This window comes from Leptospira gomenensis (assembly GCF_004770155.1).
In the GTDB taxonomy this organism is placed as follows: Bacteria; Spirochaetota; Leptospiria; order Leptospirales; family Leptospiraceae; genus Leptospira; species Leptospira gomenensis.
This window is the reverse complement of sequence record NZ_RQFA01000073.1, coordinates 1-17,191: the sequence shown is the minus strand read 5'-3', so window position 1 is coordinate 17,191 and position 17,191 is coordinate 1. Positions and strand designations below refer to the sequence as shown.

The following is a 17,191-nucleotide window of genomic DNA, read 5'->3' as shown; positions in this document are numbered from 1 at the left end:
AAACTCGGAGTAATGGGTTCGGGACAACTCGCAAGAATGTTCTGCCTGGAAGCGATTCCTTACGGCTACGAGGTGCAAGTTTATTCTCCCGAAAGGAATTCTCCCGCTTCCGCCGCGGGAGCGAAGGAGACCGTCGCAGAATACGAGGATGAAAACGCCCTAAACTCCTTTTTGCGAAGAATTAACGCGCTTACATTCGAATTCGAGAATATTCCAGAAATTGCACTTTCTACGATTGAAAAATTCTCCGAAAAAAACGGACTGCCGGTTCACCCCTCTCCGAATTGTATCCGGATCGCCCAAAACAGATGGAAGGAAAAAAACACGTTCGTTCGAGCTGGAATTCCGACCGTAAATTTTTATCCGGTTTTTGAGGAGAAAGACAAAGCCGATGTTTTATCTCGAACGAAATACCCTTGTATATTAAAAACGAATACGATGGGTTACGACGGAAAAGGTCAAATTAAATGTAAGAACGAAAACGAACTTGCCCAAGCCCTTTCCTCGTTGGAAAAACTCGATCATATCGTGGAGGAATTTTTTCCTTTTTCCGAAGAGGCCTCTGTGATATTCGCGCGTTTCTCCGACGGAGAAGTATCGTATTTTCAACCTTCCAAGAACGTCCATACCAATCATATTCTCGACCTCACGTTTCATCCCGGAAATTTTCCGGAAGCGGTTCGAAAGCGTCTGATTGAATACGCGCGGAAGCTCGCCGAAACGATCGACTATGTCGGAGTTTTTGGAATCGAATTTTTTCTGAAAGACGGAGAAATTCTTTGTAATGAATTCGCACCACGACCGCATAACTCGGGACATTTCAGTCAAAACGCGGGAACTCTAACGCAGTTTTCGCTTCAATTAAGGACGCTCTGCGGATTGCCGGTACCGAAAGCGGAAGGACTTCCGACGAACAAGGTCGTGATGAAAAACATTCTTGGAGAGGATTACAAACCGGGTTCCACACTTTGGAATCGTGCGCTGGGTAATCCGCATTATCACCTTCATCTTTACGGCAAAACAGAAGCGCGAAACGGTCGTAAGATGGGACACTGGAATTATAACGGACCGGAACCGGAGCGCGCGTTTTCGGATTGGCTCTGACGAATGGAATTGGAATTTTTCATCAAACAGTGGTTAGGCGCTTGGACCTCGGAAGGAAATCCGAATCAATACAAAACCCTTGCCGAATTTTACCACGAGAACGTTTTTTATTCGGATCCGTTTTTGACCAAAGGGCTCAAAGGTAAAACGGTTCTTTCCGCCTATTTGCGTCCGCTTTTGAGAAAAAATCCCGCTTGGGTTTGGACGGCCGAAGAGATTTTTCCCACCGAAAAGGGTTGTACTCTGAAGTGGAAAGCGCGGATTCCGATCGGCGAAACGATCCGCGAAATTTACGGATGCGACATCGTGGAAATCGAGGATCGAAAACTGATACGCAACGAAGTCTATTTCGACGCGTCCGTTTTGCGAATAACGTAAAAGACGGATGGCACGGTGGTATCGGCTTTCTTTGGTCGGAACTCCTTCCATTGACTCGAGCCTTGTCTTTTTACGGGAGTTCCTACCGCTTCGAGTCGATTCTTTCTGACGGAACTTCGATTTTTTAGCGGTTCTTCGGAAGTTAGGAGATCCTACGGTGAAATCCCGTTGTAGGATCTCCTAAAACGAAAATTCAAACGTTCGGCTTTCCGATCGAAAAATAACGGAACCCTTCCTTTTGCATAAGTTCGGGCGAATATTGATTTCTTCCGTCGAAAATTACGTTCGATTTTAAAAGACTTTTGATCTTTCCGAAATCCGGTTCCCGGAATTCCCTCCATTCGGTCAAAAGCAAAAGTGCATCCGCCCCTTGCAACGCCGCGTAGGCATCGGGGGCGTATTCCACTTTTCCATCGAAATAAACCTTGGAAGTTTCCTTCGAAACGGGATCAAAGGCGCGTAACTTTACGTTTTTTTCATGTAATTTCAAAAGCAAGGGAATGGACGGAGCTTCTCTCATGTCGTCCGTTCCCGGTTTGAAGGACAAACCCCATACGGCGAACGTTTTTCCGGCAAGACCGGATTCACCGTAGAATTTTACGATTTTCTCATAAAGTCGGATCTTCTGCGACTCGTTGACTTCTTCGACCTTACGGATAATCTGCAGAGGAGCGCCTTCGTCTTCCGACGTTTTGATCAACGCACGAACGTCCTTGGGAAAACAGGAACCGCCGTATCCGATCCCCGCGTAAAGAAACTGTCTTCCGATTCTTGAATCGGTTCCCATTCCCTTCCGCACATCCTCGTAGTTGGCTCCGACCGCTTCGCAAAGATTCGCGATCTCGTTGGCGAAGGATATTTTTGTGGCGAGAAATGCGTTACACGCGTATTTCGTAAGCTCCGCGGAAACGACCCCCATTCTTAAAATCGGATTGCCGTTCAAAACAAAAGGAGCATACAATTGTGCGATCAAATCTCCGGCTTTCTGCGTGTCGGAACCGATCACGACACGCTCGGGACGCATAAAGTCGTCGATGGCCGCTCCTTCCTTTAAAAATTCAGGATTGGAGACGACGTCGAACTCCGACTTCGTTTCGTTTGCGATGATCGCCTTAACTTGAGCCGCAGTTCCGACCGGAACCGTAGATTTATCCACGATCACTTTGTATCCGTTGATGGATTTGCCGATTTCCTTGGCCACCGCAAAAACGGCGCTAAGGTCGGAGGAACCGTCGGGCAACGTGGGGGTTCCTACGGCGATAAAAATGATATCCGACCTTTCGACTCCTTCCTTCAAGGAAGTGGTGAATTCCAGTCGTTTTTCCTTCCAGTTATTGAGAACCAACTCGGAAAGACCTGGTTCATAGATGGGAATGATTCCTTGTTTTAGATTTGCGATTTTTGTTTCGTCCTTATCGACGCAGATTACGTGATTTCCGTATTCCGCAAAACAGGCTCCCGCGACCAAACCGACATAACCGCTTCCAATCACACAAACTTTCATATTGAAGACCAGAATTTCGGTCTTTCCGGACTTAGAAAGAAAAATAAATCAGGATCGACCGTCTTTTTCCGAACGACTTTGTACGGGAATCCAAGCCGCGCCCTCGAATTTCGGAATCCCCAGACGTTCCAGTTCGAAAGACAAAACTCCGTCTTTCCAAAGGTAGTTCCGACCTACGTGGTTGTCTCCCTCGTGTAAAGCGATTCCTAAAGAATATTTGACCGCGGAAAAATTGAGAGGAAGAGAAAACGAAACGTTCACCCGTTCTCCGGCTCGGACATTTTTGAGGGAATTTCCTAAATGAAAACTGTTGGTTCCGAACGCGCGAATTCCTCGGGCGTCGTCGATATGAAAACCCGCGGTCAAATCCGGAATGTCCGTTTTGAATCGGACGTTGATCTCGATTTCGATCGAAGCTCCGACCGGAAGAAGTTTCGGATTGATCTGCCCTTTGTGTTTTATCGAAACGGAAAGTTGCTCCACCGTCGAACCGTTATCGGTCGGAAGAACGGATTCCTCCGAACTCCCCGAATCGGCGATGATCTGCATATAATGTCGGAACCCATCGACCGGATCTCCGTCGAAAACCAATTCCCCTTTCTCCAAAATCAATACGCGGGAGCAGAGCGATTTTAAAAGTTCCAAATCGTGACTGACGATGAGGGTCAACGTTCCCTTCTCCTGAAAGGAACGGAAACGATGCAGACATTTCTGTTGAAAACTCGCATCTCCTACCGCGAGTGCCTCGTCCACGATCAATATATCCGGTCTGGAAAAAGTGGCGAGCGCGAAACCGAGGCGCATCACCATTCCAGAAGAATATTGCTTAATTGGAATATTCTTAAATTCTAATAAATCCGAAAACTCGAATATCTCTTTCATGGACGAGCGGATTTCCTGCGGGCTCAAACCCCAAACCAAACCGTTGTAATACAGATTTTCCTCTCCGGAAAGTTCCGGATTAAATCCCACGCCCAATTCCAAAATGGAACGCAAGGAACCCGACTTTTGAATTTTTCCGGAATCGTAGGAAGAAACTCCCGTCAAAACCTTGAGAAGAGTGGATTTTCCGGCCCCGTTTCGACCGATCAATCCTACGATTTCCCCGGTGCGAACGTCGAAACTTACGTTCTTAAGAGCGTCGTAACGTACGTCGTTGCCGAGAAAACCCAAGGATAGAACGTTCCAAATCCTTTTGGAAGGTCCGCTGAATCCGGTATAAACCTTGTTTAAATTTTCGACGCGTAAACTCAAAGATGATCCAGTATCACGGAATGAAATTTAGAACGACTCAATACGCCGATCGCGGGAAAAAAAATAAGATACGGAAGGAATTCCGTCCAATGAAACGCGGAAACCGCCTCGTTTAACAAAACATAACGAAACAATTCCAGAGGAAAATTAAGCGGATTCCAGCGGTTGATTTGGCTCAAAAAACCGTCGGATACGTAAAGCACCGGCAAGGACCAGAAAAAAAACTGGGAAATCAGTCGGATCAACGGAGTGATATCGCGGAGAATTACGTTCGCGCGAGCTAAATATCCTTGCGGAAACGACAATAAATATCCGGTAACGAACATCAATGGTAAGGCCGACAAACAGGAAAATAAATTCAATTTTCCTAATATACCGAGCACGATCGCTACGGGAATCGCCGTGACCGAAAAATGGATCAACATCTGCACAAACGGAACCCAGAGAAAAATCTCCGGACCCAAAGGGGAACGTTTGATCAATTGTCGGTTTTCCGTCAAAATCGAAGTTCCGCGGATCATATATTCCTGCAAAGGAATCCAAAATAAAAGTCCGCTAAACGTATATGCGATAAAATCCGAGTCGGAGGCCGCATTCCCCCGCACGTTCAAAAAAAAGAATACGATCGTATAAATGAGAATTAAACTGAGATTTTGAACGAGCATCCAAGAAATACCGAGGGAACTTCCCGCAAACTGCAACGCGTAATCCCGTCGCACGAGAATCCAAAGAATCGATAACCGTTTCAACACTTCGTTCGAGCCTGAAGAACCTTACCTTCCTTGCAGGAATAGATCCCGTCAATTCCAAAAATCCACTGGTCGATCAGCTTTAAGCCGAGAGAATGAAGAAGTTTACCGAAGTGTTTGTAGATCCAAAGATCCTCTTTGCTTGGCCTGGAACCGGATTCGGGATGATTGTGTGCGATGATCACGGACGAGGCCGCATCGTTCAGAATGATTTTCAAAAGATCCCGAGTTTGAACCCCTACCTCTTCCAAACTTCCTACGGCGACGATTTCCGCTCGTAAAAGGGCGTTTTCGGGGGAAAGTGTGATGAGCACGAAACATTCCCTATTTTTCGGAATCAAACTCGTAGAAAGATAATCCACGAGTTGTCGTAACGAGTAGGTTTTTCCCTTCAACCCTTCCCACTTCAGACGTCTTGCAAATTCGATGGCGGCCACCAAGGTTGTTGCCTTTGCGTTTCCGATTCCGGGAATTTGAATCAAATCCGGAACTTTTTTTTGAAGAAGCCCTCCCAATCCCCTGCTTTGATACAGAATTTCCCGGCTCAAATCCTCGATCGGCTGAGCTCGATTCCCTCTTCCCAAAAGAACCGCCAAAAGTTCCCAATCTTCCAGGGCTTCGGCTTCGTACGCAATTCGCGTTCTGGGATCGGGAAAAGAACCCAACCGTTCCGAGAGTTTTCCGCCAGATTTCAAATCCGCTTCAGGTTGTTTTTACTCAATTCGGAAAGAGAATCGGAAAACCAAGTCCCTTTCTGAACCACTTCCCCTTCGAAGGCTTCTTCCAGATAATCCGCAAAGGACTTCAAGTTGGCTTCTCCTGCACGGGTACGTTCCCTCCAATTCGGGCCTGCACCGGCAAGACCACCCCGCTTTCTCTGGTAATTCGCTGATTCTTGCAGAGATCGAATGATCATAGTCTTCTCTCCATTCTTAATAAGTTAGACGACATAAACAAATAAAACCACAATTCCTTTTACTAAACGGATATGTATATACTAATCAAAACAGTAGTAAATGTCAATCCAAAACGCTCCTTTTTTTAGGAAAGCGGAGATTTTTGCTCCGAATTCGTTTTGGACCTTAGGATTTGCGGTTTTCCTCCGTTTCTGGAACAAATCTTAACTTCTCCCCCGGACAAAAAACCGCGGCGGATTTTTTTTTCGAAACAAGACGTTTTTTTTTATCGAATTCTTCCGCGAGAAGTCGGGCGAGAACCGTTCCGGCGTGAGGCAACAACCATCCGTTTTCCTTCGATCCGAGCCGTTTCCGTACGGACTTCGATTTTTTTCGGAATCGGCGCTTTGTCTCTGGTTGGTCTGCGTCGGAAATTTGTCCTCGGAAACGACCGCACCGACTTCCCCCCGAAACGGAATTCCGGATCTTCTGCTTTTGGAAACCCGGCAAACGTCCTCCGTCTCGTTGGGAATTTCGGGAACCGCCCTCAAGGGTATTTCGCCTAACGTGGGAATTTGGGGACAATATCCGATCCGCTTCGGCAACGGAATCCGTCTCCCGAATCGAAATCGTTGGAGCGGCTTCGGGCTCCTCCAAAAGGAGACGATACGTCTCGAAGACCGAACCGATTCCTCCTTCCGTTTTTTTACGGGATTTCGTTCCGCTTGGTTTTCGGAAAGCGGAGTTCGTTCTTCCGTACAACTCGGCTGGGAACGGGGAGAATCCGATCTTCTCGTTTTCGGAATTCATTTCGAAATCCCGGAGCGACAGGGGTTCCAGCTTCTCGGGAAAACCGGCTCTGAGTTCCGCAGCGTTTCCTTGTTGCTCCATTCTCCTTTGCGTGCGGGCGCGCACTTGATTTTCGGAATTTCCAGGATTCATACGGAGAATCGTCCGGAAGGACGGGAGGATTCGTACTCGTTCGGAATCGGTTGGACCTGGGACAAGGCCGAATTTTCCGTGTTCGGATTCGGAAGCGAAAGTTCGGATTCTTCGATCGGAGGAAAATGGGGATGGGATTTCGCGGAATCGGAAACTTCCGCCGGAAACGAAAACGTTTCGAAGTCGCTTTCCGAAATTTCGTCGATCGATCCGAAACGTCCCGTTGTCACGCGCAAATCCGTTTCACCGATCACGCGTTATACGATCAGAAAGTTGAGTCTTCAGGAATTGCTTTCTTTCGGTTTGAGTTTGGATTCTTCTTTGAGGATTTCCAGGGAAAGCGCCGGTTCGGCGGAGGATTTCGGAACCTTTTTGGAAACGCTTTCCGATCGGGATCAAGCGAAGGTTTTCGCGCTGCTGCGAAAGAAAAATCCGAAACCGAGACGAAAAGGAAACCCCTCTTGAAACCTACGGCGGTGGAAGCACGTTCGTTCACGTTAGACGACATAGCTTCGGCTTCGGCTTCGGCTTCGCGGGGCGTTCGGAAAACGAACGAATTTCTACGATCCTTTTGTTTCGTTCGAAACTACGCGCGAAAACGTCCGGCTCTTTCGTTTCCGACGTTTGTGTTTCGGACGTTTTCGCGGTTTTTGTGGATCGCTGCGACGATAGCCACCTCCGATCCGATCGCAAGCGTGGAATCCAGAGCGGGGGTTACGTTCGAAGGTTACGAATCCAGATATTCCCGAACGGCGAAGGAAAATTGGTTTTTGAAATCATCGAACTGCGAAATTCCTCTCGTTTCCTTTTACGCGAAAACTCAGGACGGCTCGACCGCGGGGAAAACGCGTCCTTCGGCAAACAAGGATTTTACGAAATCGACCGAAACCGGCTTCCCTTGCGGAACTGTCTTTTTGGAAACCAGAAACGGAACCGCCTTGATTTCGGGGATTTGGGAGAACGAAACGTTTCGTCTTTCGTTAGGGCATCGATTCCGTCCTTTGGAAAATTTTTATTTCCTAAGGGACGAGAATTTTTACACGGCTCTTCCCGGAATCGAACAACCGATCCGGCGTTCCGGATTCGCCGCGTTAAAACGGGCTGATTGGTCCGCTGGATTCTATTATTCCGAAATCGAGGCGATCAAACGTCCCGGATTCTATCTACTTTTTCCGAAGAGAATATTAGAATTCGCTTATTCTCCTGAGTTAAAAAGACATTACACTTCCTTAAACTTCCAATCAAGACGTTTCGGTTGGAACGGTCCTCGGATCGTATCCCGGATCCAGACCGCCGGTGAAGACAAAACGTTTTACGGAACTTTTTTCTCCTCCGTCTTTTCGGAAACTTCGGACGCGGAATGGAAAACGACCGGTTACAAGGGAAAAAGTACGGATATTTTTGCGACCGATCCCGACAAAAACGATCTTTCCGGAGAAGCGTCCTTGGTCCGCTCGGGCCTCGTTATCCGTTCTTATTTTTCGATGGAATGGATCCGGGCTTGGAACCGCGTCCTTTCCGAGAAATCGGCTTCCGCGGAATCGGAGGAACGGAATTTCGAGGAACGGAATTCCGTGAGGGAAACGAAAGGCTCCGAATCGAAAACGAAACGTTGGGAAATTTTCGGTGCCAAGGCCCCGATCGTCTACGGGGAGTTAGGCGGAATTCTACTTTCGGTGCGCAGATATTCTGCGGAAATCTGGGGAAAGGGTTTGTATTATTCTCTCCAAAAAAAAAGGTTCACGATCGAATTCGGTCAGGAATGGAGGTCGAACGGCGACTCGATCCTCGAAGGGAAATGGTCGTTTCGTCTCGATGATTCCTGGAATCTGGAAGGGGCGTTTTTATTTCAAGGTCGGGAGAATCAAACCGATTCGCTTTTCGAGGCAAGAACCGCTCGCGACGAAACGAGTTTGATCTTTACGGATCGAATTTCCTCCTTTCGAATGCGTCTTCTTTCTCCGTATGCGGCGTTCACGGTCAGTCACTCCAGAAAGAAGGAACGTCTGGACGACGGGATTTGGATCAATGTACAACTTCAGTTTCCGTTTTAGTCGGGAACGTTCTCGATACGATTTCGAATGTTGGGAACGAAGATTGGTGGATGAACGGAAGATTGGGTAGATGAACGGAAGATTGGGTAGATGAACGGAAGATTGGGTAGATGAACGGAAGATTGGGTAGATGAACGGAAGATTGGGTAGATGAACGGAAGATTGGGTAGATGAACGGAAGATTGGGTAGATGAACGGAAGATTGGGTGGATGAACGGAAGATTGGTGGATGAACGGAAGTTTGGGGACGGTCCGGCGCAGAAAACTCGACCGAGGGTTTTCCATCGGTATTCGAGTTTTGTTCCGATAGATTCGTCGTTAAAACGGCGAATCTATCGTTTGAGAAAAAAGTAGGAACTCCTCGAAGTGCCACGGTTCTTTGAGTCCAGCCGCCCTCCGGTTCCGATGCGAACGGAAATCGAAAACGTCCGTATGAGTTCCCACACCAACGAAAGTCAGTCGAGTTTGACCCTAAATTCCTGAATGAGATGGATCAAAAAGGTCATGATCCCGGAAAAGATATAAAAGAAAATCAAACCGTAAATGAGCCAGGGCCATCGGTTGAGTCCTACCAAGACCAAAAGTAAAGTAATTCCCGCTACAAGTAGGAACACCCTCGTAGGAGTGAGTTTAGAACGAATCGCGGCTTGCGGTTTCGAATAACGTATGTTGGAAACCATAAGGATCGCGATCAGAACAAAGGCCGAAATCGTGATCCAATGCGGAGCGGAATTGGCGTTCAAAAAAATCGGGAAAAAACCTACGGTCACACCGGCCACAGGAGAAGGCAAACCCGTAAACGATTTCGGATCGTGGGCGACGTTAAAACGCGCGAGCCGATACGCGGCGCAGATCGGAAAAATAGCGGCGACCAACATTCCGATCGGAAACAAATCCTCCTTTCCGAAAACGTCGATCTTATACTCGGAAAGGACCATCTGATACATCAGATATCCCGGAGCGATACCGAACGCGGTCAAATCCGCGAGACTGTCCAGATCGGCCCCCAGTTCGGAAGTAGCATGGAGCGCGCGGGCGGCCATTCCGTCCAAACCGTCGCAAAGCGCCGCGAGAAGGATAAAAAACCCGGCGAGCGTATACGCCTGCAATTCACTGCCGCCTCTCGATCCCGCTTCGGAAGCGATCAACATAGCGCTGAACCCCATCGTAAGATTTCCCAACGTCAACGTGTTGGGAACCCAACTTAATTTGAGTTTCATGAAAAGATCTCCTGTCTAGATGGACTCACCGTAAAATCGATATCCCGTTTGTAACCTTTCCGGAACAAATAGTATCCCAACGTAGCTACCATCGCGCCGTTGTCCGTACAATAAATTTTTTTCTTAGGACTGAAAAGTTCCACAGAATTCCGTTCCGCCCAGGACTGCAATCGTTTCTGAAGAGTGGAATTGGCAAGAACCCCTCCCGCCGCGTAGATCCGACGAATCCCGGTAAGCGCCACGGCCCGTTTGAGATTCCGCTCCACAAGATCAAAAGCGGAGTTTTGGAAATTCCAACAGACCTGCTCCGCACTACGGTCCTTTTCCTTTTCCAGAAGAACCATCACCGCAGTTTTTAATCCGCTAAACGAGAACGAAACCCGGTCCTGGGGAAGATTGCGTAAAAGCGGAGGAAGAATGGGCGTTTCATCGGAAGAAGGTCGGTATTCCTGCGCTTTTGCCTCGATCTCCGGACCACCCGGATAAGAAAGTCCCAAAAGACCGGCTACCTTGTCGAAGGCTTCTCCTAAAGCGTCGTCCATCGTATCTCCGAGGAGTTCCATTCTCCCGAACTCATGCAAGATATAAATTGCGGAATTGCCCCCGGACAAGAGAAGACCTAAAGCCGGGAATTGCGTGGGAACTCCCTCCAAATGTAACACGGCAAAATGCGATTGCAAATGACAAACCGGAAGAATGGGGGTTCCGTAAACCAGATGAATACAACGGGCCAGTTGAGCTCCGACCATCAGGGAACCGGTCAACCCCGGGGAGGAAGTAACGGCGACGTATTCCAAGTCTTCAAAACTCACCCGAGCTTCTTCCATGGCCTCTTCGAGAAGCGGATTGATTTTTTCGAGATGCGCACGGGATGCGATTTCGGGAACGATCCCCCCGTACGGTTTGTGCAGGTCGATCTGGCTGAAAATCCTAAGGCTGAGCAGCTCCCGTCCATCGCGGACGATCCCGATCGAAGTCTCGTCGCAACTGGTTTCGATCCCCACTCCGATCACCGGCTTATCTATTTTTTTTCTCCTTCCTTGGGAACGGAGAGAAGTTCGATCGCCTTTTTCATCTGAGGATCCAGATCCAAATCCAAAAGGGGACTTTGTCCTTCCTTGTTACTCCGGGATTTATACAAAAACCGGGCGACGTCGCTCGAAAGTTTCATACCCTTTTCGGAAAGATACTTTTCGAAAAGTTGAAAGTTGGCCTCGGAATAAACCGGATTTTTGGCAACAAAAGCCTCCAACATTTTTTTCTCGGCCATCTTTCGGATATAAAAACGATCGTCTTCCGTCGGCTCCACCGACTTGACCAACACGTCCGGTTGAATGCCTTTTCCATGGATCGATTTACCGCTTGGAGTATAATACTTCTGAATCGTAAGCGCAATACCGGTGTTATGCGAAAGAGGATAGATATTTTGCACAGAACCTTTCCCGAAAGAAACCGTCCCGAGAATTTTTCCTCTTCCGTGATCCTGAATCGCTCCGGCGAAAATTTCGGAAGCGCTGGCCGAACCTTCGTTGATCAAAACCACCATGGGAATTTGTATCGCCTTATCTCCGGAGGAAGTGGAACGGAATACCCGCACCAATTCCCCGCCTCGACCGCGGACCGATACTATATCTAAATCCGGTTTTAAAAAAAGATCGGAAAGCGCGATCGCAAGATCCAGAAGACCACCGGGATTCATTCGTAGATCCACGATCAAACCCTCCGCACCTTTTTCCTTTAGGGCCGCCAATTCCTTTTTGAATTCGGAAAGTGTGCTGTCCTTTCCCATAAACTGATTGAGTTTAATATAACCGAGTTTTTCCTTTTCCAAAAAGGAAGAACGCACATAACGTATCTTGATCATCTCTCTGACCAAGGTCAATGTCATGGGCTCTTTTTGATTTTTACGTTCGAGTTTGATCGTTACCGAAGTCCCGACTTTTCCGCGCATCAATTTGATCGAATCGGATAAGGAAAGATCTCCGGTTTTTTTTCCGTCGATTTCCACGATTCGATCCTGGGGCAGAATTCCGGCTTTCATCGCAGGTGTGTCTTCTATCGGAGAAATGACCACGATCGCGCCGTCCGCAAAGGAAACCTCCATTCCCAAACCTCCGAAACTCCCTCTGGTTTCTTCCTGCAGTTGGGAAAAATCGTCCTTATCCATAAACCGAGAATGCGGATCTCCCAAAGAGGCGATCAATCCTCGGATCGCACCTTGGTAGAGTTTTTCGTCGTCCACCGATTCCACATAATCGGTTTGAATGAAGGAAAGAACCTCGTGGAAAATCTGAAGATACGATTCTCCGGTTTTGGAAATGCCCTTTACGCTTCCGTTGGGTAAAATGAGTGCAAAGCTGAGGAAGGAAACGATTCCGATCCAGACCAGCCTTTCTTTATTTTTCATATTCTTTGATCCATACCTCGTAAAGTCCCGGATTCTTGAGTTTCAACCGTTCAAATACGGAATCGGGATCCAAACGATAAACTGTACAGGCTTCCAGAAAAAAAACGAGATCATTCGGAGCCGCTTTTCCGGAAGAAGCCTTTAAGTTGGCGTTGATTCTTGCAATACTCACTCTCTCCAAAACGCGCTTTAAATCACCGTCGGTGATTTCTTTTTTCGGAGATCCGCATTGAAGCGCGAGGAAGATCAGAAGGAACAGGAGGGATTTTTGGGAGAACACTTCGTCCGAAGTTTCGATCGACTTTCTCCCTCTGTCAATCAGTAAATTCTGTACAAGCCGATGAGCTTTCCGATAACGGAGGCCTTCTTTGTACGAATCGGTTTGTACTGAGAATTTCTGGCCTCCAGCCGAATCTGATCCTGTTCTTTATAATATACTTTGAGAGTGGCTTCGTCGTCGATGAGAGCCACGACGATCTCTCCGTTGCGCGCGATGTCCCTCTTCTCGATAATGGCGATGTCTCCGTCGTTGATCCCGGCATCGATCATGGAATCCCCTTGCACCCGAAGGGCGTAGGTGGGAACGTTCGGTTTCACCATCTCGTCTGGAACCGGAATGTAGGATTCAATGTTTTCTTCCGCAAAGATAGGAAGTCCCGCAGCGACCCGGCCGATCACGGGAATACTCGTGGCTTGCACGGGCAACGACTCCATCGGACTCTGCCGAATCAGCTCGATGGCCCTGGATTGGTTTTTGGCGGTCTTAAGATATCCCTTTTTTTCGATCGCTTTGAGGTGATCATAGGCGCCTTTTGCGGTGATTCCGAACTCGTCTCCGATTTCCCGAATTGTCGGGGGAAATCCTCGGTCTTTGATAATTCCGGTAATGAACGTAAGAACAGCCTGTTGTTTGTCCGTCAGGTCCTTCATACTAAACAACTTAGTAGTGAATAAATGCTAAGTCAACACAAAAATAGTAAAATTCTTACAACTTCAAATATTCGCTTTTTAGAATGAACGAACCTCTGGAAACGACCTGCGCCCCTTCCCGGATTCCGGATTGGATGACCACCTCGTCCCCTACGGTATCACCCACGACAACTTCCGCCGCTTCGAAACTTCCATCCTCGTTTCGTAGGAACACCATCGATTTCCCCTCGATCTCATGCACCGCTTCGATCGGAATCGTCCTTCTCGGTTCGGAACCGGTTTGGGCCACCATTCCTTTTACCTTGGCCGTAACGGATTGTCCCGGCTTGAGTTTACCGTTTCGATTGGAGACCATGATACGGATTTTTGCGGTTCTTTTAACGTTATCCAAAACCGTTCCCACGTAGGCGACCTCACCTCGGATTCCGGGAGATTTTTCGTCCCCCAAAGGATAAATAAGAGCGTCGTCCCCTTCGGAGATTGCACCCAAATCCTTCTCATAAACCTCCAAAAGAACCATCAGGTTGGTAAGATTGGCGATGGTAAAAAGGTCCTCGTTCCTCGTAACCTGTTGTCCTTGGACCGCCTTTCTTTCGGTGACTTCTCCGGAGATCGGACTTCTCAAAACGAGATTGGAAGAGACGTAAACTCCCCGTTCGATTCCGGCGATTTCTCCCGGAGTCAAGCCGTAGTTTTCGAGTTTGATCCGCGTGGTTTCCACTTCGGTTCTCGCGGTTTTGTATTGCATATTGGCGAACTCGTAGTCCTTCGCGGAAGTCACCTTCATATCGAAAAGTTCTTTCGCCCGATCGGCTTGTAACTTCAAAGCCTCCAGACTGGCGCGCGCTTTTACGTAAGAGGCTTCGACCTCTCCGAGCATGACGGAGGAAAGGATCGCCAAAGGAGAACCCTGGCTCACCCGATCCCCTTCCCGCACGAGAACTTTTTGGATTCTAGCCTCCACGGTGGATCCGGCTCTGGCCATACTTTCCGGATCGTAGGAAATTCTTCCGGGTAAGGCGACCTCCTCCACACTCGAGACTTCCTTAAGGGCGACTAACGTTAGAGGATGTCGTTTTAAAATCTCTTCGGAGACCGTAAACCTACTCTTGTTTACGACCTCCTGCTTTTTCTCCTCCGCTTTTTTGGAGAAGAACTTTTTATAACCGAAATATCCGGTTCCTAAAACCGCGAGCAACACGATCGCGGTTTTGTATCGATTAAAGAAACTGATCATACAAATCTCCGGGACGAATTCAAATTAATCCCTCTCTGTTTTTTTTCCGACTGCGGCCTTATAAAGTTCCACCGCGTTGTAATAGAGATACAACACTTCGTAGTAATCTCTGAGAACGGTGAGATAATTTTTTTCGGCCTGCAGAAAGGTCACCTGATCGGACGCGCCGCGGACGTAGGCGATTCTGGATTTTTGTTCCAACTGTTTGTTTTTCTGTAATAAATTGATCCGTTCGTATTTGGCGAGAAGATCCTCTCGCGCGAGAAGCTCTTTTCTAGAAGCCTCGATTTCCTCGTTCACTTCGCGTTTTTTGGCTTCGAGCGCGAGTTCGAATTTTTTATGTTCTTCCTTTGCGGAGAGGACCTTTCCTTGTCCTCGGTCGTTGAGGGGAATCGGAATAGTCGCGAAAACGCCGGCGTAGTGTTCGTTTCCTTTGATTCTCCATTCGCCGCCGACCTGAAGATAACCCAAACTTTCCCTTCTTTGAAGATCGATGTTGAGTTTTTTCTCTTTGACCCGTTCTTCCAAGGCGGCGATGTCGGGGCGATTCACGGCCGCGATGTTCGAATCCTTCAGATTGAGACCGAGGTCTTCGAGGGATTTGAATTTCATCTCCGACTTAAACGCGAAAATTCCTTCGGCTTCTCGGATTCCGGAAAGGATACGAAGTTCCTTTTCCACGATCTGTCTTCTGACGAGCGCATCACGGTAGAATTTCTCCACCTGAATTCTTTCGAGCTCCAGGCGTTCGAATTCGAGCGGCGAAATGTCCCCTTTTTCCACGCGGAACTTGGTGAGTTCGAGTAGGTCGCTGTAATTTTCGTAAAATTCTTTATTATAATCTACTAAATTAGTAAGAAATAAATAAGCCCAGTAATTCTGACGGAGTCGGAGCCGGAATAACCTGTCGAAGTTGTCGAATTCGCCGAGCACGGCCTCGAACGATTTTTTGGCGACTTTGGAGCGGAGGGATATGACTCCGTAAACGTCCAGATCTTGGTAGAGACCCGGTGCGATCTCGGTCGCGCCGCCCTGAGATCCGTTGTTTCCCAAAATCTGAGGGGATTGGGAGCCGCCGCCCGGCATACCGATGAACTGCTGTTGGAATTGTAGAATCGGGTTTCTGGATAAGGACGCGGTGATCACCTTGCCACGTTCGATTCCCATATTCTGTTTTTCTGCGAGATACAAAGGGTTGTTCGAGACCGCATATTCGGTAAGACGTTCCACATCCCAGTCTATGATTTTTCCCGAAAACGAAGGGGGAGCGGAAAAAGGGATTTGTCCCGGAACCGACGACGAAAAGTTCGAAGTTTCCGTCGGGTCCTTGGAGGAGCGGGAAGAAGCGGGGCCTTCGGAACCGCCGTTTCCGTTGTTACCGGAAGAAGAATCCTTTTTCTTATCTTCCTCCGTAGAAGAGGATTCCAGGGGAATGACTTCCGCGTCGGAGGGTTGGATCGAAACGAAAACGATTCCCCAAAAAAGACAACGAAGGATCGCTCGAAGAAAACGATTCGTTCTCGAATTCTTACGAAATAAAATTCCCGGTTGAGTCCCGTTTTCGGAAAAACCGGATGAAAACCGTTCGGGTTCTATCAAAACATTCTGTGAAGATACCATTTCCCCTGCACTTTCTTAAAGTATGGATTGAGAAGTTCCTTCTCCAGTTCTATGTTATCTTTAAATCTAAGTTTCAATTCGCATTCCGTCATACTTTCGTAATAGAATTCCGCTTCGATACCGCCGGAAAGAAGAAATAAATCCCTGACCGTGCGAACGTTGTCCGAATTCTTTTGTTTTTTGAGAAGTTCCCGATCGAAAAAATACGTTTCGAAATAGTTCCCTTTTTTGCCGAGTTCCTTTCGGATCTCTTCTCGAGACCAAATACCCTTTAAATCTAAAAGTAATCCGTCTTTAGGAGGAACCCGATCCGGCAAATTGGAAAAGTCCTTATTAACCGTATCGGTTATCAGAGTTTTCAGTAAAAGGAGAATTTCCTCCGTGTCCCGACCGTGTTCTCCGGTATGACCCGCAAGATAGACCTTTCCGGACCGAATTTCGGGGACAGAAAGATTCCGTTGATTTAAAAAAAGTTCCCGATCCTGGGAGGAAGAAACGCAGGAAACGAGTAAAAGTAGAGGTAAAATTCTAAAAATTGTAAAAATACTTGTCATTTTATTTTGAAATAAAATCAGAAAAAAAGAACTCGGATCGCTTCTTGATTCCTCTCCGTTCCCAATCCACAAAACTACGATTTGTCGTTCCAAAAAAAGGGAACGAGCCCAATCTCCGACGAAGCTCGTGAAAGTCGAATCAAAGTTTAGTTTTTTCTTCGGTTGATTCGAGCTCCGTTGTAATTTTTTCCGGAAAGGTTTGTCCGGAAGAAGCGATCGGGCTTAAGGGGGTTCGGGGCGTGTCTCGGAGCCGCCGGTGGTCGGCCGAACTACATTCATTTTTTGGAATATTCCGGCGGCTCCGAGTCGCGTGACTCCGGGCTCGCGGATTCCCGCTCGTCC

At 47.9% G+C, this 17,191-nt stretch carries 17 protein-coding genes; 4 read left to right on the top strand and 13 right to left on the bottom strand.

Annotated elements, in window-relative coordinates; genetic code table 11:
* The first annotated feature begins 12 nt into the window (after nt 1–12).
* On the top strand, nt 13–1,104 hold the full coding sequence (locus tag EHQ17_RS16355) for a 5-(carboxyamino)imidazole ribonucleotide synthase (RefSeq protein ID WP_135589972.1): 1,092 nt from the start codon (nt 13–15) through the stop codon (nt 1,102–1,104).
* Between the two features lie 3 nt (nt 1,105–1,107).
* On the top strand, nt 1,108–1,482 hold the full coding sequence (locus EHQ17_RS16350) for a nuclear transport factor 2 family protein (RefSeq protein ID WP_210412869.1): 375 nt from the start codon (nt 1,108–1,110) through the stop codon (nt 1,480–1,482).
* 193 nt (nt 1,483–1,675) lie between these two features.
* On the opposite strand, the gene EHQ17_RS16345 is transcribed toward EHQ17_RS16350, so the two are convergent.
* Genes EHQ17_RS16345 through EHQ17_RS16325 form a run of 5 tightly spaced genes read right to left on the bottom strand, consistent with a single transcriptional unit; the run spans nt 1,676 to nt 5,905 of the window.
* Nucleotides 1,676–2,986: a UDP-glucose dehydrogenase family protein gene (locus EHQ17_RS16345; protein WP_135589952.1), complete on the bottom strand. Its 1,311-nt coding sequence runs from the start codon at nt 2,984–2,986 to the stop codon at nt 1,676–1,678.
* 48 nt (nt 2,987–3,034) lie between these two features.
* Nucleotides 3,035–4,240 (bottom strand): ABC transporter ATP-binding protein, encoded by a 1,206-nt coding sequence (locus tag EHQ17_RS16340; RefSeq protein WP_135589953.1) that lies wholly within the window; start codon nt 4,238–4,240, stop codon nt 3,035–3,037.
* A complete protein-coding gene (locus EHQ17_RS16335) occupies nt 4,237–4,992 on the bottom strand; it encodes an ABC transporter permease (RefSeq protein ID WP_135589954.1) in 756 nt (251 codons plus the stop codon). Before EHQ17_RS16335 ends, EHQ17_RS16340 begins: the two co-directional genes overlap by 4 nt.
* Entirely contained in the window at nt 4,986–5,684 is a 699-nt protein-coding gene (locus EHQ17_RS16330; RefSeq protein ID WP_135589955.1) for a JAB domain-containing protein, read from the bottom strand. The genes EHQ17_RS16335 and EHQ17_RS16330 overlap by 7 nt, the downstream gene beginning before the upstream one ends.
* The gene (locus EHQ17_RS16325) at nt 5,681–5,905 is read right to left on the bottom strand and encodes an LIC12298 family protein (RefSeq protein ID WP_135589956.1); all 225 of its coding nucleotides are present in this window, start codon (nt 5,903–5,905) and stop codon (nt 5,681–5,683) included. The genes EHQ17_RS16330 and EHQ17_RS16325 overlap by 4 nt, the downstream gene beginning before the upstream one ends.
* A gap of 415 nt (nt 5,906–6,320) precedes the next feature.
* Here EHQ17_RS16325 and EHQ17_RS16320 point away from each other — a divergent pair, with 415 nt between their 5' ends.
* The gene (locus tag EHQ17_RS16320) at nt 6,321–7,292 is read left to right on the top strand and encodes a hypothetical protein (RefSeq protein ID WP_135589957.1); all 972 of its coding nucleotides are present in this window, start codon (nt 6,321–6,323) and stop codon (nt 7,290–7,292) included.
* Complete coding sequence (locus tag EHQ17_RS16315; RefSeq protein ID WP_246057594.1) at nt 7,289–8,881, top strand: hypothetical protein; 1,593 nt, start codon at nt 7,289–7,291, stop codon at nt 8,879–8,881. The genes EHQ17_RS16320 and EHQ17_RS16315 overlap by 4 nt, the downstream gene beginning before the upstream one ends.
* A 455-nt stretch (nt 8,882–9,336) precedes the next feature.
* Here the strand turns inward: EHQ17_RS16315 and pssA are convergent, their stop codons facing one another.
* From pssA to EHQ17_RS16275, 8 genes are read right to left on the bottom strand one after another with little or no spacing between them, the layout of a single operon-like run.
* Entirely contained in the window at nt 9,337–10,101 is a 765-nt protein-coding gene (gene pssA, locus EHQ17_RS16310; protein ID WP_135589958.1) for a CDP-diacylglycerol--serine O-phosphatidyltransferase, read from the bottom strand.
* Nucleotides 10,098–11,114, bottom strand: coding sequence for a tRNA (adenosine(37)-N6)-threonylcarbamoyltransferase complex transferase subunit TsaD (gene tsaD, locus EHQ17_RS16305; protein WP_135589959.1), 1,017 nt, complete (start codon nt 11,112–11,114; stop codon nt 10,098–10,100). The genes pssA and tsaD overlap by 4 nt, the downstream gene beginning before the upstream one ends.
* An 8-nt stretch (nt 11,115–11,122) precedes the next feature.
* Nucleotides 11,123–12,508, bottom strand: coding sequence for a S41 family peptidase (locus EHQ17_RS16300; RefSeq protein WP_135589960.1), 1,386 nt, complete (start codon nt 12,506–12,508; stop codon nt 11,123–11,125).
* Nucleotides 12,498–12,788, bottom strand: coding sequence for an LA_1448 family UV-C exposure upregulated protein (locus EHQ17_RS16295; RefSeq protein WP_135589961.1), 291 nt, complete (start codon nt 12,786–12,788; stop codon nt 12,498–12,500). The genes EHQ17_RS16300 and EHQ17_RS16295 overlap by 11 nt, the downstream gene beginning before the upstream one ends.
* Nucleotides 12,789–12,826: 38 nt before the next feature.
* On the bottom strand, nt 12,827–13,438 hold the full coding sequence (gene lexA, locus EHQ17_RS16290; RefSeq protein ID WP_135589962.1) for a transcriptional repressor LexA: 612 nt from the start codon (nt 13,436–13,438) through the stop codon (nt 12,827–12,829).
* A 55-nt stretch (nt 13,439–13,493) separates the two neighbouring features.
* Nucleotides 13,494–14,675 (bottom strand): efflux RND transporter periplasmic adaptor subunit, encoded by a 1,182-nt coding sequence (locus tag EHQ17_RS16285; RefSeq protein ID WP_135589963.1) that lies wholly within the window; start codon nt 14,673–14,675, stop codon nt 13,494–13,496.
* A gap of 24 nt (nt 14,676–14,699) precedes the next feature.
* Nucleotides 14,700–16,295, bottom strand: a complete 1,596-nt coding sequence (locus EHQ17_RS16280; protein WP_246057593.1) for a TolC family protein — start codon at nt 16,293–16,295, stop codon at nt 14,700–14,702.
* The gene (locus EHQ17_RS16275; RefSeq protein WP_425460724.1) at nt 16,271–16,867 is read right to left on the bottom strand and encodes a hypothetical protein; all 597 of its coding nucleotides are present in this window, start codon (nt 16,865–16,867) and stop codon (nt 16,271–16,273) included. Before EHQ17_RS16275 ends, EHQ17_RS16280 begins: the two co-directional genes overlap by 25 nt.
* Between the last annotated feature and the right edge of the window lie 324 nt (nt 16,868–17,191).